Source organism: Emticicia sp. C21 (assembly GCF_003418935.1).
Taxonomy (GTDB): Bacteria; Bacteroidota; Bacteroidia; order Cytophagales; family Spirosomataceae; genus Emticicia.
In genome coordinates this window covers 223,704-246,636 of sequence record NZ_QVMT01000001.1, presented here as the reverse complement: position 1 = coordinate 246,636, position 22,933 = coordinate 223,704, and the positions used below count along the sequence as shown (strand labels likewise).

The 22,933-nt window shown below is 37.8% G+C and carries 20 protein-coding genes and 1 riboswitch; of the genes, 11 read left to right on the top strand and 9 right to left on the bottom strand.

The window, feature by feature from the left end; translation table 11 throughout:
* The first annotated feature begins 2 nt into the window (after positions 1–2).
* The gene (locus D0T08_RS01000; protein ID WP_116980702.1) at positions 3–1,109 is read left to right on the top strand and encodes a nucleotidyl transferase AbiEii/AbiGii toxin family protein; all 1,107 of its coding nucleotides are present in this window, start codon (positions 3–5) and stop codon (positions 1,107–1,109) included.
* A gap of 180 nt (positions 1,110–1,289) precedes the next feature.
* Here the strand turns inward: D0T08_RS01000 and D0T08_RS00995 are convergent, their stop codons facing one another.
* Positions 1,290–2,147 carry a universal stress protein gene (locus tag D0T08_RS00995; RefSeq protein WP_116980701.1) on the bottom strand — a complete coding sequence of 286 codons (858 nt, stop codon included), beginning with the start codon at positions 2,145–2,147 and terminating at the stop codon, positions 1,290–1,292.
* A gap of 853 nt (positions 2,148–3,000) precedes the next feature.
* Here D0T08_RS00995 and D0T08_RS00990 point away from each other — a divergent pair.
* Positions 3,001–3,249, top strand: a complete 249-nt coding sequence (locus D0T08_RS00990; RefSeq protein ID WP_116980700.1) for a hypothetical protein — start codon at positions 3,001–3,003, stop codon at positions 3,247–3,249.
* A gap of 256 nt (positions 3,250–3,505) precedes the next feature.
* Here the strand turns inward: D0T08_RS00990 and D0T08_RS00985 are convergent, their stop codons facing one another.
* Entirely contained in the window at positions 3,506–4,861 is a 1,356-nt protein-coding gene (locus D0T08_RS00985) for a DUF3500 domain-containing protein (protein ID WP_116980699.1), read from the bottom strand.
* Positions 4,862–5,453: 592 nt separating this feature from the next.
* Here D0T08_RS00985 and D0T08_RS00980 point away from each other — a divergent pair.
* From D0T08_RS00980 to D0T08_RS00965, 4 genes are all read left to right on the top strand, one after another.
* Positions 5,454–6,335, top strand: a complete 882-nt coding sequence (locus tag D0T08_RS00980; protein WP_116980698.1) for a phosphodiester glycosidase family protein — start codon at positions 5,454–5,456, stop codon at positions 6,333–6,335.
* Between the two features lie 65 nt (positions 6,336–6,400).
* Complete coding sequence (locus D0T08_RS00975; protein WP_116980697.1) at positions 6,401–6,835, top strand: SMI1/KNR4 family protein; 435 nt, start codon at positions 6,401–6,403, stop codon at positions 6,833–6,835.
* Between the two features lie 36 nt (positions 6,836–6,871).
* On the top strand, positions 6,872–7,606 hold the full coding sequence (locus D0T08_RS00970; protein ID WP_116980696.1) for a protein phosphatase 2C domain-containing protein: 735 nt from the start codon (positions 6,872–6,874) through the stop codon (positions 7,604–7,606).
* Positions 7,607–7,633: 27 nt separating this feature from the next.
* Positions 7,634–8,386 (top strand): hypothetical protein, encoded by a 753-nt coding sequence (locus D0T08_RS00965; RefSeq protein WP_116980695.1) that lies wholly within the window; start codon positions 7,634–7,636, stop codon positions 8,384–8,386.
* Between the two features lie 37 nt (positions 8,387–8,423).
* Here the strand turns inward: D0T08_RS00965 and tenA are convergent, their stop codons facing one another.
* The 5 genes from tenA to D0T08_RS00940 all read right to left on the bottom strand — a co-directional run bounded on the left by tenA (position 8,424) and on the right by D0T08_RS00940 (position 12,312).
* Positions 8,424–9,074, bottom strand: coding sequence for a thiaminase II (gene tenA, locus D0T08_RS00960; protein ID WP_116980694.1), 651 nt, complete (start codon positions 9,072–9,074; stop codon positions 8,424–8,426).
* On the bottom strand, positions 9,061–9,897 hold the full coding sequence (gene thiD / locus D0T08_RS00955; RefSeq protein WP_116980693.1) for a bifunctional hydroxymethylpyrimidine kinase/phosphomethylpyrimidine kinase: 837 nt from the start codon (positions 9,895–9,897) through the stop codon (positions 9,061–9,063). Before thiD ends, tenA begins: the two co-directional genes overlap by 14 nt.
* Positions 9,894–10,529: a thiamine phosphate synthase gene (gene thiE, locus D0T08_RS00950; RefSeq protein ID WP_116980692.1), complete on the bottom strand. Its 636-nt coding sequence runs from the start codon at positions 10,527–10,529 to the stop codon at positions 9,894–9,896. Before thiE ends, thiD begins: the two co-directional genes overlap by 4 nt.
* Positions 10,522–11,322, bottom strand: coding sequence for a hydroxyethylthiazole kinase (gene thiM / locus D0T08_RS00945; RefSeq protein ID WP_116980691.1), 801 nt, complete (start codon positions 11,320–11,322; stop codon positions 10,522–10,524). Before thiM ends, thiE begins: the two co-directional genes overlap by 8 nt.
* Before the next feature lie 75 nt (positions 11,323–11,397).
* A riboswitch (TPP riboswitch) is annotated at positions 11,398–11,490 on the bottom strand.
* A gap of 156 nt (positions 11,491–11,646) precedes the next feature.
* Positions 11,647–12,312 (bottom strand): DNA alkylation repair protein, encoded by a 666-nt coding sequence (locus tag D0T08_RS00940; protein WP_116980690.1) that lies wholly within the window; start codon positions 12,310–12,312, stop codon positions 11,647–11,649.
* Positions 12,313–12,467: 155 nt separating this feature from the next.
* Between D0T08_RS00940 and D0T08_RS00935 the strand changes: the two genes are divergently transcribed.
* The gene (locus D0T08_RS00935; RefSeq protein ID WP_116980689.1) at positions 12,468–13,076 is read left to right on the top strand and encodes a hypothetical protein; all 609 of its coding nucleotides are present in this window, start codon (positions 12,468–12,470) and stop codon (positions 13,074–13,076) included.
* A 158-nt stretch (positions 13,077–13,234) separates the two neighbouring features.
* Positions 13,235–14,455: a sialidase family protein gene (locus tag D0T08_RS00930; RefSeq protein ID WP_116980688.1), complete on the top strand. Its 1,221-nt coding sequence runs from the start codon at positions 13,235–13,237 to the stop codon at positions 14,453–14,455.
* A gap of 153 nt (positions 14,456–14,608) precedes the next feature.
* Here D0T08_RS00930 and D0T08_RS00925 read toward each other — a convergent pair whose 3' ends face one another.
* Together D0T08_RS00925 and D0T08_RS00920 are read right to left on the bottom strand one after the other, a co-directional pair.
* Positions 14,609–16,150, bottom strand: a complete 1,542-nt coding sequence (locus tag D0T08_RS00925; RefSeq protein ID WP_116980687.1) for an SBBP repeat-containing protein — start codon at positions 16,148–16,150, stop codon at positions 14,609–14,611.
* Positions 16,151–16,262: 112 nt separating this feature from the next.
* The gene (locus tag D0T08_RS00920; RefSeq protein ID WP_116981471.1) at positions 16,263–16,694 is read right to left on the bottom strand and encodes a hypothetical protein; all 432 of its coding nucleotides are present in this window, start codon (positions 16,692–16,694) and stop codon (positions 16,263–16,265) included.
* Between the two features lie 370 nt (positions 16,695–17,064).
* Between D0T08_RS00920 and D0T08_RS00915 the strand changes: the two genes are divergently transcribed.
* The 3 genes from D0T08_RS00915 to D0T08_RS00905 all read left to right on the top strand — a co-directional run bounded on the left by D0T08_RS00915 (position 17,065) and on the right by D0T08_RS00905 (position 22,911).
* Positions 17,065–17,391, top strand: coding sequence for a PadR family transcriptional regulator (locus D0T08_RS00915; RefSeq protein ID WP_116980686.1), 327 nt, complete (start codon positions 17,065–17,067; stop codon positions 17,389–17,391).
* A gap of 82 nt (positions 17,392–17,473) precedes the next feature.
* Complete coding sequence (locus tag D0T08_RS00910) at positions 17,474–20,128, top strand: ABC transporter permease (protein ID WP_229238877.1); 2,655 nt, start codon at positions 17,474–17,476, stop codon at positions 20,126–20,128.
* A gap of 131 nt (positions 20,129–20,259) precedes the next feature.
* Positions 20,260–22,911 (top strand): ABC transporter permease, encoded by a 2,652-nt coding sequence (locus D0T08_RS00905; RefSeq protein WP_199538102.1) that lies wholly within the window; start codon positions 20,260–20,262, stop codon positions 22,909–22,911.
* The last annotated feature ends 22 nt before the right edge of the window (positions 22,912–22,933 follow it).

Sequence of the window (22,933 nt, the reverse complement as noted above, 5' to 3'; positions counted from 1 at the left end):
TAATGGAAAGAGAAGAATACGCCAGACTATTGATGATTGCCCAGGAAGCCTTTATTCGCAGGGCTTCGGCAGTTGACCACCCTTTTATGCTTAAAGGAAGTTTTGTGACAAGGCAATATTTTCCCAAGGGAGTTCTACGAATTCCGGCCGATCTAGACTGGGTTTATTTACAACCGATTCATGACGATGAGACTGCCAGACAGATATTTGACGATTGGCTGATAACTATTACTGAAAAAAAAGAGAATGATGGAGTAGAATTCAGAAGTTTTACACTCAATCAGTTTTGGAGAAGAATAGATTATGCCATGTCAGATGATTTTCCGACTGTAAATACTGATTTATTATGTTGGGTAGAGGGTGAAGAAATACAATTATTTATTGATTTATCTTTCAACCTTGATTTAGAGAGTCTGCCAATTCCTTTAAAATATGAGCCCATATCCGGAGAAAGTTTTATAGTACCCAGAACAGTGCCACTAAACTTACAAGTATCATGGAAAATCCATCAGACTTTAGTGAGACCAAGATTTAAAGATTTATTTGATTTAACCTATTTAGTACAAAACCCTGAGTTTACAAATGAAACTTTAGCGCTAACATTACAAGCTTTAGTAAATGAATGTAGTGCCGACAATATAGATTTGAAAAGATTAGACTTTTTTTTGAAATATGACTTAGCAACTTTCTTTACACAGGAGAATATAAGAGATTCCTGGGCTGTGTGGAGATTTGAAAAATGGAATCGTAAGAGAGACTTTACTCTTATTTTCGGCATTGCCAAGTATATAACTGATGTATCAGTATTACCTGAAAATGTAAACGACTTCATAGATAAATTTAAAAGTGCAATGGAAAAGGCAGGTTTTGGCATTCATCTAATAGAAAACTTACCTAAACCCACGCACAAGAAAAGAATACCTTATGCAGGCCAACCAGCTCAAGTGCTGATTAACGAAAACAAAGAGAAGAAGAAAACTGAAATAGAAATAAAGAATAGACTACTAATAACAGATGAGAATAAAATACCAATTGAGGAGAAAGCTATTGTTAAAACTAAAAGGTCCAATTCAATTTTTGATTCAATCCTCAAGCTTTTTAATAAGTAGGCGCATCTAAAAATTAAAAAACAGACCTGGCTAAAGCTAGGCCTGTTATATAGGTTTCATGTTTGAAATAAAAAGAGTACTTCAATTAATAAAGTTGAGAAGTCCGGAGCAACGATTGATTATACATTTTTCAATACAGCATAAAATCCGGTATTAAATCACCAGATAATTTAAATTTAGTTAAAAACTCACTTTTTCTTGATTGGTCACGTCTGAATTTACTTTAGAATAAATACTCATTAAAGGTACTAAAGGATTCAAGGCTAATTTGCTCGAAACCGAACGATTGAAAAGCCCCTCCAGAAACGAACGTTGCCGGGTAATGGTTACCAACATATCTGCTTCGTGAAAATTTAGATATTTTGTGATACCCTCTTCAAGATTTTTAGCATAGATTGGATAATCTATCACCTCAATGTCTTTGAAAAAATAATGATAGTCATAAGTTGGGAGAGGAGCTTTACCAAGGGCTTTATCTTTCGACACACTTAATAAAATAAGCTTAGAACCATTTTTTTGTAAAATGGCTTTCAATCCTGCAAGTTCATTAAACGAACACGCACTTTGTTCATCAACGGCCATCACCACATTTTTTGGAGGTGCCATATTTGCTCTTTCTGGTACGATTATCGCATTAGCAGGCACGTTACGAACTATGTCTGTGGCAACATTGCCAAAGAAAATATCTTCACGCTTATTTCTGGCGCCTGTAACTATTAGATCAAAATCACGCTGATAACTTAAAAAATGCATGGCACCTGCCGGTGAAGCAGGCAGTAACAAACTTTTGAAAGTATGAATATGATTAACATCTAATTGCTCTGCCAATGCAATAAACTGCCTCATGTTGGCTTTCGAACGACTATAAATAGCTTCGAAAGAGTTAAACGACACCTCTGCCGAACTTTCTTTTGGAAAAGAATAATATGCATGTAAAAAGGTAAATTCGCTGGAATGATTACCTATCAAATTGAGTACATAATGTACCGCTTTTTCTGATACTATCGAAAAATCGGTGGCAAGAAGTATCCTTTTCATAAATTCCACTCAAAACTTTAAAGTAAATGTATTAATCCCTGAAAATTTTTAAAAAAAGACAAGGTAAAACCTTGCCTTTTTCATGATTACCTAACCACTTGAGTTCAATTCTATTAACTCAAAAATATCAGTTTAACCTGATATCATGAAAATGTGTAAAACGTTTTTAGTGTACCTAAAACAGGTTTGGCAACAATAGACCAGCTACTGAGTTTATTGCATATAGCAATGTTTTCAGACCAATAGAAAATACTACGCTGATTCCGGATGCCAAAAAAAAGCATAACAGATGCAATCTGATTCAACAGCAGTTTGCAAGCATTTCTAATTAAATCTTAGGTTTCGATGGATTAATTTTAGTGTGAAGTCAAAAGGAAAAAACTATTGGAGAGACTTACAACAAAAAAATGCTGCGCGTTTATTCGCAATAGGGTTAATTTACCAAATGTTCAGTTGATTTTAACAAGCAAGAAGATTCTTTCCTGAGTAAATAAAGAGACATAATCGGTAAATATCTAGGTTTTATAATAGTTAGTATATTAAAACAAATGTAGTATAAATTTAAAATATAAAACAGGTTTTGAGATGTTTTTTTTCTGAGATTTTATCAGGATTAAAAGTAAATTAATTTAACTGCCGAAAAGCCTGATTCGCAATAAACTACTTTCATCCTACGTTGAATATTTATATATGATTTTAATTAGAGAAGTCTAGCCAAAATCCTATATTTACTCAATTCAGTGGCTGCACTATAAATTTTCGTCCCAAACGGTCTCCCTTTTTTCAAGTGTTTTCCTTTTCTATAAGCAGACTTTGCCATTAATCAATCAGTTTTACCTAAATTAAAGACGCAATGAGAACATTAAATGAACTTAGTAACGACATTACCCGAGCTTTAGGGAGATGCGACATTGCTTATACTGATATGAGCACTAGTGCTTTACAGACAGCCTTGACTGTTTCTATCAGCAAAGAGGTTTGCCAGAAGAAAATGAATGATTTTGTCGATTATCTTAACGATTTAAAAGTAATGTATCAATCGACTCTTACACCCGGCTCGGGCTTTATCAAGCTGACGATTTTTAGTAATTTTATACTTTGATAATTAGCCGATGTATAAGGGTAATTATCATTTTTCTTGTATTAAATGAAAGGGCATTAGTTGAAATTCCCTTTTAGATTAAATATTTGTGTTCTTCATAAAATATCAGCAATAAATCTTCGGATAGAATAGTATACGTTTTTGTGTGTATTGCCTCGCACAAATAATAATTGTATTCAATAAAAAAGTGCCCCAAATGAGGCACTCTGTCAGACAAATTAAGCGAACAAATGGGAACATCGCTTTGAATCAATTATTATAATCCACCATAATCTCGTTTTCTATCTCTATATACAGAACGGTACTGCACTTCGGCAGTATTCACTACCCCAGGTCTCACTATAAACTCTATCCAGACACTTGGTCCATCAATCCGGACATAATCACCACTTTGGGTAAGTGCAGCATTACCCGAATAAGAAATGTAGGTATTATTCAATTCCTGTTCATAGATTTTTAGCATAGCTTCACCCGTAACGTCATCAGCATCAAGTGTCCAGGGTTTGATGGCTGCCAATACGAGGGCTTTTTGAGTAGCATTTAAGGAACCGACTTGAATTCCGGCTTTAGTTGTCGGAAATTGCCCGTCTTTACCTGTTCCTAAACTTACTTCTGTAAAAGTAGTAGCCAGTTTAGCAGATGATAGTTGCGCGGTCGTTAAACCAGCCAACATGGCTGCCATACTATTTTTTTCATTATCGAGTGGAGCATAGGCCACACCAGCCTGTAACCATGTGCGAGGCTCAACTGCCTGCAAAGAGGGGGTTGAACCCACTACAGCCCCATTATCAAAGCTGATATTTTGTAGATAATTATGCCCTCCGAATTGTATAGCCCACTTACCTGTCTGGCTTGGCGTACCGATAAAAGCAATACTGTATTTTTTAGATGAATAGTTTCCTTCTGAATTAGCTGCAAGAACTTCTTCAGCCATATTAATTTGCAAAAACTCTTCGTAGCCCTCGTCGGCAGTAGTACCTAAAGCAGCTTGAATTACTTTTTTGGCTGCAATAATCTGAGGTTCGGTCATGGTACTGAACTCTAAGCCATTTCGGGTTATGTTGCCAGCCTGAACCGACCAGTTGATTGCATTGGCTTTTGTATATGGTAGTTGTACGGCTGTCCACTGTGCGGTTGTTAAAGTAGTCTTAAAGGTATCAATTGCTGCCATAATTCTACTTGCCGCACCTGTTGATGGCTTAGGGATGGTGGTATCCGCAGAGACAGACACTTCTATATTACAGGTTTGACCGCCAAAAGAAATAGGAAAAGTGGCTTTCCCCACAGAGGTAGGTGTACCTGTGATGGCATAAGCAATTGTCCCCTCACCGTGTGTCAGAAAACCTGCCACCAAATGCGCTTTAAGTCCAGTTACACCAGTAGAGCCAATGGTGTCTTTTGATGTATAGGCAATGCCGTTCCCACCTGAATACCCAATAGTTGCTCTACCGGAAAAATTAACGCCATTCATAGGCATTGATGAAATAGTAGTGGTAGCGCAATTTAATCCTGAAACAAGGGGTGTAGTCACAATTTCGTCAGGTTCGCAGGCTTGAAAGATAAGCATAGGTATCAACAGAAGTCCTAGCCAATAGAATCTAATTGTCTTCATGGTAAGTAAAATTAAAGTTGTATGGATCGTTCGCTTGAATACAAGTAAACTATTAATTCCTTACGGAATTAAAGAACTGTACACAATATAGGGTATGAGAAAGCAAAAAAAGTGAAGCGTATAGGTTACTCGGTGAGTATGACTTTAAAACGAGAAAAGATAGCATTTAGTTTAAAAATGAGATTAAAAATAAGAAATGAACAGAAGATATGTTTCAGCTTATTGTGTTAAAGAAAAAACTGATTGAATATTAAGTAATTGAGAAGTGATCGGAGCAAGCATTTTCTTGCGACGATATAAAAAAAAAGCAGGACAAAATCCTGCTTTTTTAAGTATGTTTTGCTGTGACTAAAAAAGTTTACAAATTTTGCGATAATTAATTATAAAAGTCAAGTCATAAAGCAAAAAGTTTAATTAAAATTACATTAGAATTTACTAATACCATGCTGTTTAAGCTATTAAATACCAATATTGATTAAAGAAGCTTTAAAAATGAACCAGACAGCAAGCGAAATTGAAAAATATGGACTTTCGATAATACTTATTGAGGCGACCGATTATCTACTTGCGTTTGCTTATTAGAAACTTCTGTATGGCAAATAATAATACTCCAACCCCCCAACAGAAAAGCTTCATAAAAACTATCAGCACTTTGCTGCTATGGGGCTTGGCTATTGCAGTGATGAGCTATTTTTCATGGTTATATTATGGCAATACCCCGGGTGAATCCGGGAATCTCAATGGTGTGATAAAAATGAAAAATGTTACCCCTTCCACTTTCCCGAAAATTGAAGCTAATAAAGCAGAGCGGATAATAATGAATGGTAATGTTTACTCAACCTATACAGTCGATTTAAAGGTATCAAAGCTAACATTCTATCATAAAACCCCGGAAGGGAGATCAATTGGTACTTTCAAATATCTTTACGAATACCTCGACCAACAATCAAAAAGCTTGGTTTTTGCTACGAATGGCGGTATTTATACCAAAGCTCTGGAGCCATTAGGATTATATATCGAAAATGGAAAAGAAATTGTACCGATTAATCGCAAAAAAGGAACAGATAATTTCTATTTGGAACCTAACGGAATTTTTTATATTAAAAATGGAGACGCTAATATTGAAGCTTCTGATGATTTTAATGAAAAGAGCAGCAAATTAAATTTTGCAACTCAATCAGGCCCTTTGTTGGTAATTGAGGGGAATATTCATCCTCGATTTGTGGCGGGTTCTGCCAATAAAACTATTAGAAGTGGAGTAGGTATTATTGACGAAGATAAGGTAGTTTTTGCTATTTCTGACCAAGCAGTTAATTTTTACGATTTCGCTACCTTGTTTAAAGAAAAATTCAATTGCCAGCACGCTCTCTATCTGGATGGTACTATCTCAAAAATGTATCTCCCTGAATTGAATCGTAAAGAACTTGATAATACGATTGGCTTTGGGACTTTTATTTGTGTGGAGGAGAGATAAAATATGGATTTTGCTGGTTGAAATAAACAAAGCATAAAATAGGAACATGAAACGCTAAGTAAATTATGAAACCCACAATTAATGATATAACAGGAATAATAGAACGTAATAAAGATGTTCTTGATATTCAGTTTAATGATGGAGCTTCTATGAAAATTGTTAATTTCTTTGAGCAGACGATAAACGTTTCGCTTCCAGAAGATTTTGTTAATTTCTATCTATTCTGCAATGGATTCACCTGTGAAAATCAAATTATATTTAATTTTCTTTCATTACAAGGAATAGTAAAAGAATGGAAACTATCAAAAGAAATTGTTTTAGCAGAGTATATGATTTTTAGTGAAACCTGGTATCTTAGAATAGATGAATCTGACAAAAATAAGTATGTCATTTATACTGATGGAGATATAGCAGTAACTAATTCACTAGCAGAGTTTTTAGATAAATTCCTGATTGGAGGTGTTATGGGATTAAGTGAGTGGGGAAGAGGAGTTATTTAAGAATGCGAGATAAGATATATCTTTGCATTTTAAAAAATGAAAATATACACAGCACTACAAAAAGGTGAGCATCACCCCATTTATTGCGAAGACTATTATTTTGTTGGTAAAATTGGTGACGACATGGTTGTTTGCGCCGTAATGGACGGTTGCACAATGGCTACCGATAGCTATTTCGCTTCTACATTAGTAGGTAAATTACTGCGAAAAATAACTAAAGAAAAGTCTTATAAGGCATTTTATGGTTTAGATTCCTATACTACACCTGAAAGCTATCTGAAAGCCATATTAGCCGATTTATTTAATGAATTAAGCTTTATCAGGAATCAGCTGATGCTTGAAACAGCCGAACTTCTTACTACTTTGGTTATTATGCTTGTTGACAAAAAAGAAAAACAAGGAATTGTCATGGCTATCGGAGATGGATTGGTATGCATCAACGGACAAATAACCGACTTTGACCAGAATAATGTTCCTGATTATGTAGGGTATCATTTGCACAAAGATTTTGAGGAGTGGTATAGTGCTCAGCAACAGAAAATATTATTTCATGAGATACAGGATATAATTGTAGCGACTGACGGTATTTTTACGTTTATGCCAATAAATAAAACTAATTATGCATCGGCCATTGACCCAATGAATTTTTTGCTATTTGATAAAGCTAATAAACAAAATAGTGAAATGTTGAGTTGGCAATTAAAGCATCTGGAATTTGAATATGGTTTAAAACCAACAGATGACTTGGCTATGATTAGAATATTACTGTGATAAAAGGAACATTCAACCCACATTTTTATGAACAATCCATACGATAACGAATTCCAGAATAAGTTCAGTGAAAATAGCGAGCTACTAGAAGTTTTAGAAGTAGGTACCGTTAAGGAAAAAGAACATACATTATTGAATGTCGCTTTGGGAGGCTACGATGGCGAAGAAGTATTAGAACTATTTACATTCTACCTCACCGAGCCTGAAATGGAGGCAATTGCGTATATGTGTATTGATAAGTTTCTAGAAAACTATCGGCAATATCCATTATTAAAAGTCCTACCAATACTTATTGATGGTTTAGAACATGAGCAAGAGTCTATTCGTCATCATTGCGAGTCAGGTTTAGATAATCTGGTAAGTCCCACTAAATTAAAAGAAGAAGTATTAAATTTTGAGTCATTCCAGATACCTTTTGAATATGATTCCCTACAACCTTCCCTGAATTCAGATTCAGCTCAGGAAATTATTATAGCACTACTGTATTTGTATCACCATCCTCACAAAAATGAAGATTTATTCAAAATACTTGATGACCAATTAACTAAACATATTCCAGCGGTGAATTGCATTAGCGGAGCTATTATTGATACCAAACTAGCTCATATTATCGAACGCATCAACGAAATAGGCGAGCTTAGTCTTGTGTCCTATACTTTGGCAAAAAGCTCCGGACTAAAATCGAAGGCCTCATGGGTTTACGACCGTTTTGATTCTATAAATGAACTGGCTCGTGAACATATGAAAGTAATCGTTGCCGAAGACCAGGAAAGTAATTAAACAACAGCCTAACGATTCTGTAATTCGCTAATATATTTTACTTCCAACGGCGATTCATATAAGCGGCTTCCCAGAAATCATATTCCAGTCGAGATGACATAATGAAAGCTTCTGTCATTTTATCCTGAATCGCAACGGTGGTTTGAGCGGCATTATTATCACAGATACTGATGGCTGATTTTACAGCAATACCAAATTCTTCTCCGGCATAGGTGTTAATCCATTCCTGGTAGGGATTATTGTTGCCATTCTGACGTTGGTAAATATAATCTCCAACGGCTTTGTAAATCCAGAAGCAGGGGAGAACTGCGGCCATACCTACCTCAACAGCTTCCAAGGCCGTAGTACTTTTCAGGAAATGAGAATAATGATGGCACGCAGGTTGTATCCCATCTCTATTGTCAATACCAAAATCTTTGAAATAAGATTCATGTAAGGCATTTTCTACAATAATGGTAGTTTCCGCAAAACGAAAAAAAGCCAGCATATCAGCAATAGTATTTGCCCTTGAGCCAATAATTGCCAATGCTCTGCCAAAATGTTCGAGATAGATAGAATCCTGCATCAGATAATACTGAAATTTCTCTAAGGGTAGCGTGCCCTCTATCAGTTCCTGAATAAAAGGCATTTGCAGAATAGATTCATAAATAGGCTCTATGCTTAGCCAGGCTTGTTCAGACCATTTCATTTTTAATGAGTTTTTGTGGGTTAAAGAAGTGATTTAGAGGGCCATTACCTTTGCCAATAGCCACATCAGCGCCATGTTTGATAGCTTGATGTACATAGGTTTGTCCCCGCGAAACAGCTTCATGCAGGCTTTTTCCTTGTGCTATATAAGCCGCAATCGCTGAGGATAAAGTACAGCCTGAACCATGTGTATTATTGGTCGGAAATTTCTCAAACTCATAAGAATATACCTGCCCCTCGGCATCGAAATATAGGGAGGTTATCTGGGGCAAATCCAGATGCCCGCCTTTTAGCAAAACTGATTGGCAGCCCAGAGCTAAAATCTTTTCACCTGCCATATACATATCATCTAGTGTACGAATGGGCATTTGAGCTAAGATAGCAGCCTCATCCATATTGGGTGTTATAACCGATGCTATCGGAAACAATTCCTCAATAATGGTTTGAATCGTTGATTCTTCAATAAGTTTATGCCCACTGGTAGCCACCATCACCGGGTCGAAAACAAGCGGTATACTCGGGTATTTTCTAAGTGTCGAAACAATAGTTGACACTAATTCAGAAGTATGCACCATTCCTATCTTAATGGCATCAGGAAATATATCATCTAAAATTGTTTCTATCTGCTCAGCTACAGCCTGGTATGGAATAGGGTAGATGGTGCGTACACCCTGTGTATTTTGCACAGGTAGGGCTGTAAGAACAGAGGTAGCAAAGCAACCCAAAGAAGAGAAAGTTTTAATGTCTGCCTGAATACCTGCTCCGCCGCTTCCATCGAATCCTGCAATGGTCAAAACCGATGGATAGGTGTATTTTTTATTCATTGTGTGATGAGGTTTCTAAGTTCATAAGCTGCCTTTTGTGGATTCTCTGCTGAACAAATAGCCGATACTACCGCTATAGAATCAGCCCCGGCTTGTACTACTGAAACGGCATTGGTTTTATTCATATTGCCAATGGCAATGAGGGGCTTATCTGTCAGACTTCTGATTAGCCTGATGCCTTCTAATCCCCATTCTGTAACGGTATCGGTTTTGGTGGCAGTTGAGAAAATCGGACTGATACCCAGATGATTGGCAGTAGCTGTTTCCATTGTTTCCAACTGACTCAGGTATTCAATCGAATAACCAATCTGCAATTGATTTCCCCATCTTGATCGGATTTCAGTTGGAGGTGTATCAGTATTGCCCACATGTATACCAAATGCCTGCACGGCATTGGCAACTTCAAGATTGTCATTAATAATTAGCGGTACATTGTATCGTTCGGTGATTTCCTTTAATCGCAGGGCTTTTTCAATAAAAATGGGAGTATCAGTATTTTTTTCTCGCAGTTGAATAATTTCTACCCCGCCAATGATGGCTTGTTCAGCTACTTTCAGAAAATCTCGCCCCTGGCAAGCTTCCTCTGAAATAACCAGGTACAATTGATAAGGAAACAAAGGGTGCTTAGCCATTTGATGAGATTTTCAAAGTCTGTAAAAACTCTTCCTGTGTAATATTGTGCAACTTATCCAATAATTGCATTTGCAAGCTACCCGGCCCTACAGATTGTTTAGCTGCCAATTCTCCGACAATGCTGAACAATGCCATTGCTGCTGTCACTGCCTCTGCTTTATCTTCAATCACGGCTATAAATGCACCAATAACAGCAGTTGACGAGCAACCCAAACCAGTTACTTTGGTCATCAGGGCATCACCATTATCAATATAAACTAGGGTATCTTTACCAACCACAATATCTGTTTTGCCTGAAATACATACCAATGTTTCGTATTCATTGGCAATCATTTTGGCAGCCACAATAGCTTCATTGCTTTCGGCAGTACTATCTACACCTTTGGTAGGAGTAGTGTTATCTTTTGCCAATGCCATTATTTCAGACGCATTTCCACGAATAACAGTTGGTTTATAACCCAATAAAGCACTTATGGTATGATTACGGTAACTGGTTGCACCTGCGCCCACGGGGTCAAGTATCCAAGGCTTGTTAAGTTGGTGTGCTTTTTCGGCTGCTAAAAGCATTGATTTTACCCAATATTCATCTAAAGTACCAATATTAACAACCAATGACTGGCAGATGCTCGTCATATCTTGTACCTCCGAATGAGCATGAGCCATAATAGGAGAGGCCCCAACGGCTAACAAGGCATTAGCCGTGTTGTTCATAACTACAAAATTGGTGATATTGTGCACTAAAGGTGACTGTGCACGGACCCTTTCAATGTGTTTCCAAAGATTTTTTTCCATTGTTTTTGATTTTAAATACAATGGCTAAAGAAGATTGCTTTGAAATAAAAGCCGATAATATATATTGCGCGAAGCTATAGATTATTCGCTTTTCCCTACGTCGGTATCAACCGTATCAGGTTCAAAGGGACTCTCTCAATTCTTTTCAGAATACCCCTAAAGCCGTGGCAAAGGTAGGAGGAATTACTAGGATTGTCAAGCGTCGATTGCAGATTGTCGAATATACTTTGAAGGGCGAACTGAACTACAGTCGCTTCTTGATTGCTTGTAATAATGTACAGAGAGTTAAGCTTTCTATATAATAATAGGATAATACTGCTTAAATCACCCCTGCCTCTTCACCATTTCATTAATCCAGATAGGAACAAAAGGGGAGGTGCAACCTTTTGAAACGGGATAATCTCTATAGATACCTAGTTTCTCTCCAATGGACAAAGCTCTTTCACGGTATTCGGGGTGATAAATGCCAATGTTGGCTAGAGTAGAATTCATGGTCCATTGTATCAATGGGTCGGCCGTTGGCATTTCAGTTTCTATTCTGTCAAGTAAGGCTTTAATATCTATTCCCTCGGGCTCTCTGGCTACTCTACCGCTTGTCAGACTCCAACCTAATCGTTGAGACATAGGGTCAGTTGACAACATCCAGGGTTCCCGAAGCTTATCTTTATCAGGATGTAGTTTAATGATATAAGCATAGAGCCATTCGGACTCGTAGGTGAATCTGATAGAGCGTACCATATTATCCAGTTCAGCAATAGAAAAAAGTTTTGGTTTCATTATTAAGGTGGAGAGCAACCTTGCGTCAATATTACCAGTCGCCCATAACTCTAAACCTAAGGCATGATCAATTTTTATTTTATTGGCTACTGTGCGGATGTCTCCTAGTTTTACACCAAATTGATTATCATGTGCTCCATTCTTTTTATTCATTTGAAGCACTTTCTCATTGGAAAGTGCCTTCAATTCTAGCATTGTCTGGTCAAGAGTCATAAGATTGATAATTTTATTGCCAATTTATTTAATCTTTCTGATTTACGCTACAGGATTTTTGATTTGCTAAAATTCCATTAATTTTTCTTATATACTAAGCCATACTCCTTTAGATTTGTTCTTTAGAATTATTCTAAATAGTAGAAGTTTATATCTTGGATGCCCAAGCTGGGTTTCTCACTCAACGGCAACAGGCGCCATACCGGGTTAGGTGTATCAGTCTGATTTCATTAAAAAGCTCCCTATTCATTTTGAAAGCATCATCTAAAACCGGAAATTTAGATGACGCTCATTCTGGGGTAATATTTTACTTAATAACTATTGCCATGAATGAAGAGAAGGAGACACTCAGTCAAAGAAAATTAATAGCGATGATAGAGGTATTAATGACTATTAAAGTGCTACTGAAAAAGGTTACCAATAGTGGGAACCTTTTTCACCTAGGAGCGAACCAAAGCCTCTTTAAAAGAGCGATTGGCCTTATTTCCAGCAGGAATTTCACAGTTTTTCAAAATTACAGCCACGAAAATGAGCTGAAAAAGGTTACCAATATGGTGGGAACCTTTACGATTGAGGACTGCAGCGGAAGCATGATAAAAGAGCAATTGGCTATATATCAGCAGGTTATCAAAATAGAGGCCACGAAAAGGGAGCTAAAAAAGGTTACCAATATAGTGGGAACCTTTTTGACCAAGGAACACACCAGACGCCTGTTTAAAAAAGCGATTGGTCTACTTTTCAGCAGGAATTTGGGAGTTTGCTAAAGTTCCATCCATAAAAACGGAACCTAAAAAAGTTACCGATACGGTGGGAACCTTTTTTACCAAGGATATCGATATAGTCAAAAAGATTAGAGTTAAAATTAAACAGTTCTGTAAATACAATTTAAATCAACAATCATTTACCTCAAAATACTAATAGAATGAAGAAAAATATTTTTGTAATCATGGCCCTATTAATAATGGGGCTATCTTCTTTCACAATGGCACAAAATACCTCTTTTGCCGATAATTCTCATGCTTATTCTTTACCTACATTTACCAAAAACACACAAGGTGAACCGGTATTGTACTGGACAGAAAAAGACGAAAAAAACGTATTATCACTCTATTTCTCAACTTCAAAAGATGGTGGGAAGAAGTTTAGTGATAAAAAACTGATTTTTGCCGATGCAAGCTTGGGTAGCAGTCGCCTGATGCGCCCGAGATTATTGTTTAAGAAGGATGGTACAATGGCAGCAGTTTTCTCTTATCGTACAATTGTAGTTGCACCTGTGGCACCAACAGCTCATAAAGGGGGACATGGTAATCACAATCCTACTCCTGCACCTAAGCGAGAAATTCAAATCAAGTACATGGTTTCGAAAGACAATGGAAATACGTGGACAGCTCCAACTTCGGTTGATTCAGATACTTCAAGATTGGTGAGAGGTTTTTTTGATGCTGTTGTATTGGCAAACGATGAAATTGCGGTGGCTTATCTGAAAGATGTAAAAGGCAGCACCAAACACGAAGAAAGAGATTTACGCATGGTAATTACCAAAAATGGTGTCTTTCAACCCGAAAAACTCATTGACCCTGTAGTATGCGATTGTTGTAATATCAGCCTTCTGGTAGATAATAAAGGTACACTGAATGTATTCTATCGTGATAATAACGATGATATACGTGACATTGCACGTATGACATCCTCAAATAATGGCGCGAGTTTCTCAAAACCTCAGATTCTGCATAACGATAAATGGGAGGTTAAAGGTTGTCCACATTCAGGGGTTACTTCTGTAGCAACTCCCAATGGAACTCTGGCTACCTGGTTTTCGGGAGCTAATGAGAAATCAGGCGTAAGATTAGTAGATGCCAATGGTAAATTATTAAAAGTTTTAAGCGCCAGTGCTAAAAATGGCCATGTAGCCGCCGATGATAAACAAGGCGTTTTTGTATGGGAACAAACTACCGAAGGTGGTACCAGCCAGATTTTCTACAGTAAAGTAGTGGGTGGCAAAGTACTCGACAATCAACAATTAAGCGGCTCAGACTACGGCCAGAATGCGACAAGTCTCATTGCCAACGGCAAATTGTTGATAGCTTATGAAGTAGCTAAACCTAACTCTAAAACTGCTTTGAGCGTAAGAGTGGTTGATTAGGGGATTGGTATTGTAAGAGATTGAGAGCCAATGCGAAGCATTGGCTCTTTTTGGTTGATTATAAATGTATTAGGGTACAGTAAACTATGTAAAAGCTTATAGATGCTACAAGGGAATATTATAAAGCCTCTTTCTAGAAGCAGCATGCTTATGTTAGTCTTTTATTCTGGTTACGAAGACATCCTGTCCGCCTGCGCTAATGAGGTTCTTACTGCCAAATTTTGCAGTATTCTGGAAGTAACCACTCAAGTAAATATTATTATCTGCATCTAGTGCTAAGTCCACACCGTAATCAATTTCTGTATTACCAGAACTTTGTACCCACTGAACTACACCAGCACTATTATATTTGGCAATGAAAATATCATTTAATCCGGCGCTGGTAACCTGTTTATTACTAAATGAGACGGTTTCAGCAAAATATCCGGTTGTAAAAACATTTCCATCTGTGTCAACTACTATATCAAAACCTACATCACTACCCGTTCCACCAGCAGTTTTAACCCATACTAACATAGGAGTAGCATTGAATTTAGCTACAAAAACATCTAATGAGCCTGAACTATTCACAACTGTGCCCGCTAAAGTGAATGTATTGGAAAAGTAACCTGTCATATAAGTATTTCCATCTAAGTCTGTTGTTATTCCTACTCCACTATCATTTCCCGAACCCAGCCCATAGCCGTGCCACACATACGTGCTTGTAAATGGGCTGTATTTTGCGCAAAAAAAATCTGTCCCACCACCAACTACAAAAGGAACATTGGCGATATTGGTTGCTCCGGTAGTATAACCGGTAAGATATACATACCCGCTAATATCAACACAAATGCCTCTACCCACATCATCATTCGGTCCACCAGTTATTTGTATCCATTGAAGTGAGCCACTTGTATTATATTTAGCAAAAAAAACATCGGCATTGCCAGCACTTGTAACGTTTGTTCCGGAAAATGAAGACAAATCTTTGCAATATCCGGTTATATAAACATTGTTGCCTGAATCTATCGCAATACTAAAAGCAAGGTCATTTAGAGTACTACCTCCACGATTTACCCATTGAAAAACGCCAGTACTACTATACTTGGCAATAAAAACATCTGTACTTCCTGAGCTGATAAGGGTAGACCCATTAAAATGGGCAGTTGCTTCAATATAGCCTGTTATGTAAACATCTCCATTACTATCAACAGCAACATCATTACTTGCGTCAGTACCTGATCCCCCCGCTGTCGTTATCCATATTAAAGTACCTGTACTTGTATATTTAGCCAGAAAAATGTCAGCACCTCCGCTACTTGTTACGATTGTGTCTCCAAAAGTAGCACTACTATGAAAATATCCGGTTACAAAAACATTACCACTATTATCTGTAGCTATTCCTAGGCCCTGGTCATTGCCCGTACCTCCTGCCGCCCATCCTGTCATAGATGGTATATTTAAATCTTGGTCACTGACAAGTCTTACCCATTTAGTACCATTATAAAGGCGCATACATTTAAAAGTTATATCATAAGCAATATCTCCATCCTGTGGGGAAGTAAGCGCAGCAATTTCATCATAACTTAATCGGGGATAAGTAGTTGATTGCATAGGTGTAATTCCACCCGGAAGGATAGTTACATTTTGAGAGAATCCTGATAAATAGAGGAAACAGAAACCAAGCAGGAATAGAGTTGTACGAAGTAAAGTCATAGCTAAATTGTTTATTATTTGAATGAATAAGCAAAAGTAGCTTAAACCCACAGGCTATAAGTTTCTTTAAATATCTTTTTATTTGCCGGTACCTCGCGTTGATATAAAAGTATTATCTACCCGTCGTCCTTTCTTTCAATTGTCCGTAGCTGTTGTGATATTCCTTGCCTTTCTTGGGATGAGTAAATTTAATAGCCGACCAGACTGAATTAATGCTTAGGGCAGTACTTTCTACCAGACCTGATTCGTAACCTATTTCTATAACCTTAGTTATTGAAAGATCGGTACCTAATTGTTTATTTTTGGGCCATGAGACCCACAACATGCCATCAAGTTTTAGATGAGGCTTTAATTGAGGAAACTTTTCTCTGAATTCTGTCTGACTTTTGACAAATAAGTGGATATAATCAAATTCTTCTGATTGTTTTGTTGTGCTGTCAATTTTCGGAAGATTTATGCCTTCTAAAACATCAATCGGAGCATTGATAAATAAGGCTTTACTATTGGCTTTAATACCCATTTTTTGCGCTACTGTTCTGGTCATTGTTGTGTGATTTTGCATATGTTTAGTAAACCTACACCATAGCTGTTTTGTTTGCCATATTGCCTGTTTTACTCCTGGCACCCGCCCAAAAACGGACAGACAACTGTACGATTTCGGACACTTCTCTTTTGCCAAAACCGCTTTAATGAGTCTCCCGATAGGTTTTTTACACTTGGCATTTGATTTGTTTAACAAAATATAATGAAATAAATCTCGGCCAGTCATTTTTATTAATCGCATAATGTCGGCCTGATTTGTTTAGCAAATAATAATGAAATGAGTCGTTGCCCGATCTTTATATAAATTGCAAATGTTCGGCTTGATTTGTTTAGCAAATGATAATCAAATAACCTAATTAAATACATATATTATGGGACGTCCATACTTAGGAGAATTTGAAGAACTGGTTTTGCTGACCGTAGCAGTACTTGAAGGAGGTGCTTATGGTGTTACGATTGCGGCTGAACTTAAAAAGCGCACCGACCGTGTCATTAGTCTAAGCGGTGTGCATATTGCCTTATATCGACTGGAAGAAAAAGGTTTTGTAAGCTCAGCATTAGGCGGAGCAACGAACGAACGTGGTGGCCGCCGGAAAAGATTATTCAGTATAACCGGATTGGGTAAGCGCACACTCGATGAAATGCGAGATATGCGTAACGACCTATGGAGTGCTATTCCGAAACTTTCGTTCAATTAAAGAATTGTGCGATTTAGTGATTAAAGTTTAAAAACAATCACTCAATCGCCAACTCACTCATTCACGCAATAAATATACAATTATGAAAAAGCAACCCCCTATAATACCATTACCTCCCCGTTGGGCAGATAAACTGCTGTCGGCGGTGCTACCGTATGAGTTATTTGAGGAACTGCAGGGCGACATGCACGAGCAATTTGAGAGACAGGTAGAAGAAATAGGAGAGAGCAAAGCCCGATTGTTATATGCTTTAGAAGTATTACGCTTTTGTCGGCCTTATTTTTTGAAGCGTCGGTTTATGTCTAAATCATATGATAATTCTATATACAATTCTTTAATAAACATCAATATGCTACGAAACTATCTGAAAATTGCCTGGAGAAACTTTACTAAAAATAAGGCTTATTCAGCCATTAATATTAGTGGATTGGCTTTGGGGATGGCAGTAACAATATTGATTGGTATCTGGATGCAGGATGAACTTTCGGCCAATAAGCACCATGTCAATTATGATAGGTTATATAAGGTGATGTCGCATCAGACTTATTCCGACATCAGGTCTACTGTAGAAGCATCTCCTATGCCCATGATTGATGCCTTACAACATAATTATCCCGATTTTCAGGCAGTAGCCATTTGCGACTGGAATTATGAAAGAGTACTGAGTGTCGGCGAAAAACGTATTCGGAAGCAAGGGAATATGATAGGAAGTCAGGCAATTGGTATGTTCTCTTTCAAAATTCTGAAAGGCGATAAAGACCCTTTGAAAGAGCCCAATGCCATTGTATTGACTGATGAAACAGCACACGACCTGTTTGGGGATGAAGAACCAATTGGCAAGATTATAAAGGTTGATAATAAAATAGATGTAAAAGTAGCGGCCGTAGTTGCCAAACAACCTGCCAGTGCCAGCCTTCAATTTGATTATTTGCTCCCCTGGGAACTGACAAAAACTTTTAATCCTGATGCGATTAATCTGGTTAAAAACCATTGGGATTATAATGTATTTGTCATTTATGTGCTGTTGAAAGATGGTGTTGATATAAGTAAAGTCAATAGCAAAATAAAAGATGAAATGCTACGGCATGCAGAGGCAAATTCTTTGGTTAGCACAAGTGTAAAGCCTGAGGTATTCCTGCATCCCATGTCTGACTGGCGATTGTATTCTGACTTTGCCAATGGCAAAAACACAGGAGGGTTTATTAGATACGTCATTCTATTCGCCATTATAGGATTCTTTATTCTGATAATTGCCTGCATCAATTTCATGAATCTCAGCACCGCACGTTCTGAGAAACGTGCCAAGGAAGTAGGTGTAAGGAAAGTGATGGGCTCATTGAGAAAACAATTGATTGGTCAGTTCTTATCAGAATCCCTTATGTTAGCCTTTTTGTCTTTGGCAGTAGCCCTACTGATAAGTTATTTATCTTTACCCTATTTTAATAGCCTGACACAGAAAACGATGCAATTGCCTTGGTCTGACCCTGTTTTCTGGGGTATTACTTTGATATTTACATGCTTAACCGGGCTTTTAGCAGGTAGCTATCCTGCACTTTATTTATCCTCATTTAATCCTATAAGAATTCTGAAAGGTATTGTATATAGCGGGAAAAATGTCTCTATACCACGCAAGGTTTTAGTGGTAGTGCAATTCAGCTTTTCTATTGTTTTGATTATTGCTACAGTTGTGATATACCAACAGATTGAGCATGGCAAAAACAGACCTATTGGTTTTACAAGCCAGGGGCTTATCTCAATGAATGCTACGGAAGATCTGGTGAAGAATTTTGAACCGCTCCGTCATGAAATGGTATCTAAAGGCTTGGCTGTTTCCGTAGCCAAGACCAATTCTCCACCAACCCAGATTTGGGGTGATAGAGTAGGATGGGAGTGGAAAAACTCTACCCCTGCAGATAAAGGCGTGCCCTTTAACTGGATTGAAACCAATTATGATTATATCCGGACATTGGGTATAAAATTAAGACAAGGGAGAGACTTCTCCCGACAATTTTCTACTGATTCATCTGGGGTAATTCTGAATGAATCGGCGGTTAAGAAAATGAACCTGAAAAATCCGGTGGGTGAATTGTTAAAGTTTGAAGGCAAACCTATGCATGTAATCGGGGTAATACCTGATATACAAATGGGGTCTCCATTTGAAGCTATTAAACCTTTGACAATTGTTTTTAATAAGGAAGTAAACTTCCTGAATGTCAGAATCAACCCTGCTTTATCAGCTGATGAAGCAATTATCCAGATAGGGAAAGTCTTTCAAAAGCATAACCCGGCGTTTCCTTTCGAATATGAATTTGCCGATGTAGAATATGCAAGGAAATTTAACTACGAACAACTCATCGGTAATTTAACGCTTCTGATAGCCAGCCTCGCTATTTTTATTTCATGCCTGGGCCTCTTCGGGTTAACTTCATTCATAGCCGAGCAACGCACAAAAGAGATTGGAGTACGAAAAGTACTTGGGGCAAGTGTAATTAATCTATGGGGTTTACTCTCAAAAGACTTCGTAATATTGGTTTTGATTGCTTTTATCATCGCTGCTCCAACGGCCTGGTATTTTCTCAGTAACTGGTTACAGAATTATCCTTATCGTATTAGTTTATCAATATGGGTCTTTGCCGTCACAGGTATTGGTTCTGTAATGATTGCCTTAGTGACAGTCAGTTATCAGACTATTAAAGCGGCTTTGGTAAATCCTGTGAAGAGTTTGAAGAGTGAATAGAAGAATTAGTGATTGAATGATTTAGTGAATGAGTGATTGATAAAATAAGCACTAGAGAAAAGTAAATAATAGTGTAGCTCGACCTTAATCACTAAATCACACATTCACTCGATTACTCAAACCAAACAAATATGAAAGAGCAAAAAAACTCTCCCCCAAAATGGGCAGATAAGCTCCTTATGGTTTTTCTTCCTGAGGATCTCGCAGAAGAACTGCAAGGGGATATGCACGAGCAATTTGAGGTGCAGGTGGAAGAGGTGGGATTTACTAAAGCACGATGGCTGTATCTGGCAGAAGTACTAAAATTTTGTCGGCCTTATTATTTAAAGCGTCGCTGGGTGCAGCAAACAGATAATTATAACACTAGTTCTATATTCTCACTAATTATGATAAGCAATTACTTAAAAATCGCCTGGAGAAATTTACTCAAATATAAGAACTATTCTCTCATCAATATTGGGGGCCTGGCCGTTGGCCTCACCGTTATAATGCTGATTGGCTTATGGATTTATGATGAGTTCTCTTATAACAAATCTTTTAAAAATTACGACAGGATTGCTCAGGTAATGCAATCTCAGACTGTGAATGGAGAAGTTGGAACTGGTGTAGCAGTGCCTATCCCGACAGCTAAAGAACTGCGCGATAGCTATGGGGGGGATTTTAAATATATCATTCTTTCTTCCTGGACAGAAGGGCATACGATTTCGATAGGAGATAAAAAAATCTGGAAAGAAGGAAATTATATAGGACCTGATGCCACAGAAATGCTATCACTCACAATGCTGAAAGGAACAAGAGCAGGTTTACAGGAACCTAATTCGATGTTGATTTCTGAAAGTATGGCCGAAGACCTGTTTGGAAATAGCAACCCGCTGAATCGGACAGTGAAAATTGATAATATGATTTCCGTCAAGGTAACAGGTGTTTATGAGGATTTGCCACATAATACTCAGTTCCATAATATGGATTATATGGTGCCCTGGAAGGTTAATGTGGACATCAGAGATTGGGTGAAATTTTCTGAAACTAAATGGGATAACAATTCATTTCAGGTATTTGTGCAACTGGCAGAGAAGGCTGATATGGCAAGCGTATCTGCCAGAATAAAAGATCTTAAGTTGCGCAAAGTAGATGATTTTCAGAAATCGTTTAAGCCTGAAATTTTTCTGCAACCCATGAGTAAATGGCATTTATATGCAGAGTTTAAGAACGGTATGAATGTTGGCGGTCAAATCCAGTTTGTATGGCTTTTTGGTATTATTGGTGTTTTTGTATTGCTGCTGGCCTGCATCAATTTTATGAATTTAAGCACTGCCCGTTCTGAAAAACGAGCCAAAGAAGTAGGTGTGCGTAAGGCAGTTGGCTCATTACGAGGGCAATTAATCGGTCAGTTTCTGAGCGAATCCTTATTGGTTGTCTTTATTGCTTTTGCCATAGCATTAATAGGCGTTCAATTATTATTGCCATTATTTAACCAATTGGCCGATAAGCAAATGACTATGCTTTGGACTAACCCTGTTTTTTGGACAGTAGGGTTAGCTTTTTGCCTCCTTACGGGATTAATTGCCGGAAGCTATCCTGCTTTTTATTTGTCATCTTTTCAGGCAGTCAGCATTCTCAAAGGTACTTTTCGGGTTGGGCGCTTTGCGGCTTTGCCTCGTAAAGTGATGGTAGTGGTTCAGTTTACAGTATCCGTTACCCTAATTATTGGCACTTTTATGGTTTTCAGACAGATTCAATTTGCCAAAAACCGTCCGATAGGTTATAACCGGAATGGATTGCTCTATGTACAAACAACCACTTCAGACATCCATAACCATTTCGATGTTTTCCGTACAGAACTGAAAGCGTCAGGAGTGGTGACAGAAGTGGCGGAATCAGAAAGCCCGCTTACAGGTGTATGGCATGTAAACGGAGGTTTTAGCTGGGAGGGGAAAGACCCGGCCCAAAGCCCCGACTTTGCTGTGATTGGTGTATCTCATCAATTCGGCAAAACAATAGACTGGGAATTAAAAGCAGGCAGAGATTTCTCCGAAGAGTATAGCACCGATTCATCAAGTCTGATAGTGAATGAGGCAGCTGTGAAATTTATGGGTTTAAAGAACCCGATCGGTACGGTTGTCAGAGAAGGGAGCGGTAAAAATGCATTGCAATATAAAATAATCGGGGTTATTAAGGATATGGTGATGGAGTCACCCTATACACCTGCCCGTCAGTCGTTTTTTTACCTCTCAAAGTATACCGGCAATTTTGTCAATTTCAAAATCAATCCAAATGTAAGTGCCAGTGAGGCATTAGGTACGATTGAATCAATTTTCAGGAAGTATAACCCGGCTTCGATATTCAACTACAAGTTTGCCGACGAGGAATACGCCAGGAAATTTGCAGCCGAAGAACGTATTGGAACGTTAGCCCTCTATTTTGCCATACTCACCATTTTTATCTCCTGCTTAGGCCTTTTCGGTCTGGCATCCTTTGTAGCCGAGCAACGTACCAAAGAAATTGGTGTACGTAAAGTATTAGGCGCCAGTGTATTCAACCTCTGGAGGTTATTATCTAAAGAATTTGTGATATTGGTACTTATTGCCTTTGCCATTGCTACTCCTGTTGCCTGGTATTTCTTAAATAACTGGCTTCAGGAATACAAATACCATACTGAATTATCATGGTGGATTTTTGCTGTTTCGGGTATTGGAGCCTTATTAATCACGCTATTAACCGTAAGTTTTCAGAGTATTAAAGCTGCACTGATAAATCCGGTGAAAAGCCTGCGAAGTGAGTAATCGCATGGGGCATGGTGCAGAG

What these genes read in the sequence shown, in the direction of transcription:
- D0T08_RS00930 (WP_116980688.1), top strand. Translation starts at nt 13,235, where the DNA reads ATGAAGAAAAATATTTTTGTAATCATGGCCCTATTAATAATGGGGCTA.
- D0T08_RS00980 (WP_116980698.1), top strand. Translation starts at nt 5,454, where the DNA reads ATGGCAAATAATAATACTCCAACCCCCCAACAGAAAAGCTTCATAAAA.
- thiE (WP_116980692.1), bottom strand. Translation starts at nt 10,529, where the DNA reads ATGGCTAAGCACCCTTTGTTTCCTTATCAATTGTACCTGGTTATTTCA.
- D0T08_RS00925 (WP_116980687.1), bottom strand. Translation starts at nt 16,150, where the DNA reads ATGACTTTACTTCGTACAACTCTATTCCTGCTTGGTTTCTGTTTCCTC.
- D0T08_RS00920 (WP_116981471.1), bottom strand. Translation starts at nt 16,694, where the DNA reads ATGACCAGAACAGTAGCGCAAAAAATGGGTATTAAAGCCAATAGTAAA.
- D0T08_RS00975 (WP_116980697.1), top strand. Translation starts at nt 6,401, where the DNA reads ATGAAACCCACAATTAATGATATAACAGGAATAATAGAACGTAATAAA.
- tenA (WP_116980694.1), bottom strand. Translation starts at nt 9,074, where the DNA reads ATGAAATGGTCTGAACAAGCCTGGCTAAGCATAGAGCCTATTTATGAA.
- D0T08_RS00915 (WP_116980686.1), top strand. Translation starts at nt 17,065, where the DNA reads ATGGGACGTCCATACTTAGGAGAATTTGAAGAACTGGTTTTGCTGACC.
- D0T08_RS00910 (WP_229238877.1), top strand. Translation starts at nt 17,474, where the DNA reads ATGAAAAAGCAACCCCCTATAATACCATTACCTCCCCGTTGGGCAGAT.
- D0T08_RS00995 (WP_116980701.1), bottom strand. Translation starts at nt 2,147, where the DNA reads ATGAAAAGGATACTTCTTGCCACCGATTTTTCGATAGTATCAGAAAAA.
- D0T08_RS00965 (WP_116980695.1), top strand. Translation starts at nt 7,634, where the DNA reads ATGAACAATCCATACGATAACGAATTCCAGAATAAGTTCAGTGAAAAT.
- D0T08_RS00940 (WP_116980690.1), bottom strand. Translation starts at nt 12,312, where the DNA reads ATGACTCTTGACCAGACAATGCTAGAATTGAAGGCACTTTCCAATGAG.
- D0T08_RS00970 (WP_116980696.1), top strand. Translation starts at nt 6,872, where the DNA reads ATGAAAATATACACAGCACTACAAAAAGGTGAGCATCACCCCATTTAT.
- thiM (WP_116980691.1), bottom strand. Translation starts at nt 11,322, where the DNA reads ATGGAAAAAAATCTTTGGAAACACATTGAAAGGGTCCGTGCACAGTCA.
- D0T08_RS00990 (WP_116980700.1), top strand. Translation starts at nt 3,001, where the DNA reads ATGAGAACATTAAATGAACTTAGTAACGACATTACCCGAGCTTTAGGG.
- thiD (WP_116980693.1), bottom strand. Translation starts at nt 9,897, where the DNA reads ATGAATAAAAAATACACCTATCCATCGGTTTTGACCATTGCAGGATTC.
- D0T08_RS00985 (WP_116980699.1), bottom strand. Translation starts at nt 4,861, where the DNA reads ATGAAGACAATTAGATTCTATTGGCTAGGACTTCTGTTGATACCTATG.
- D0T08_RS00905 (WP_199538102.1), top strand. Translation starts at nt 20,260, where the DNA reads ATGAAAGAGCAAAAAAACTCTCCCCCAAAATGGGCAGATAAGCTCCTT.
- D0T08_RS01000 (WP_116980702.1), top strand. Translation starts at nt 3, where the DNA reads ATGGAAAGAGAAGAATACGCCAGACTATTGATGATTGCCCAGGAAGCC.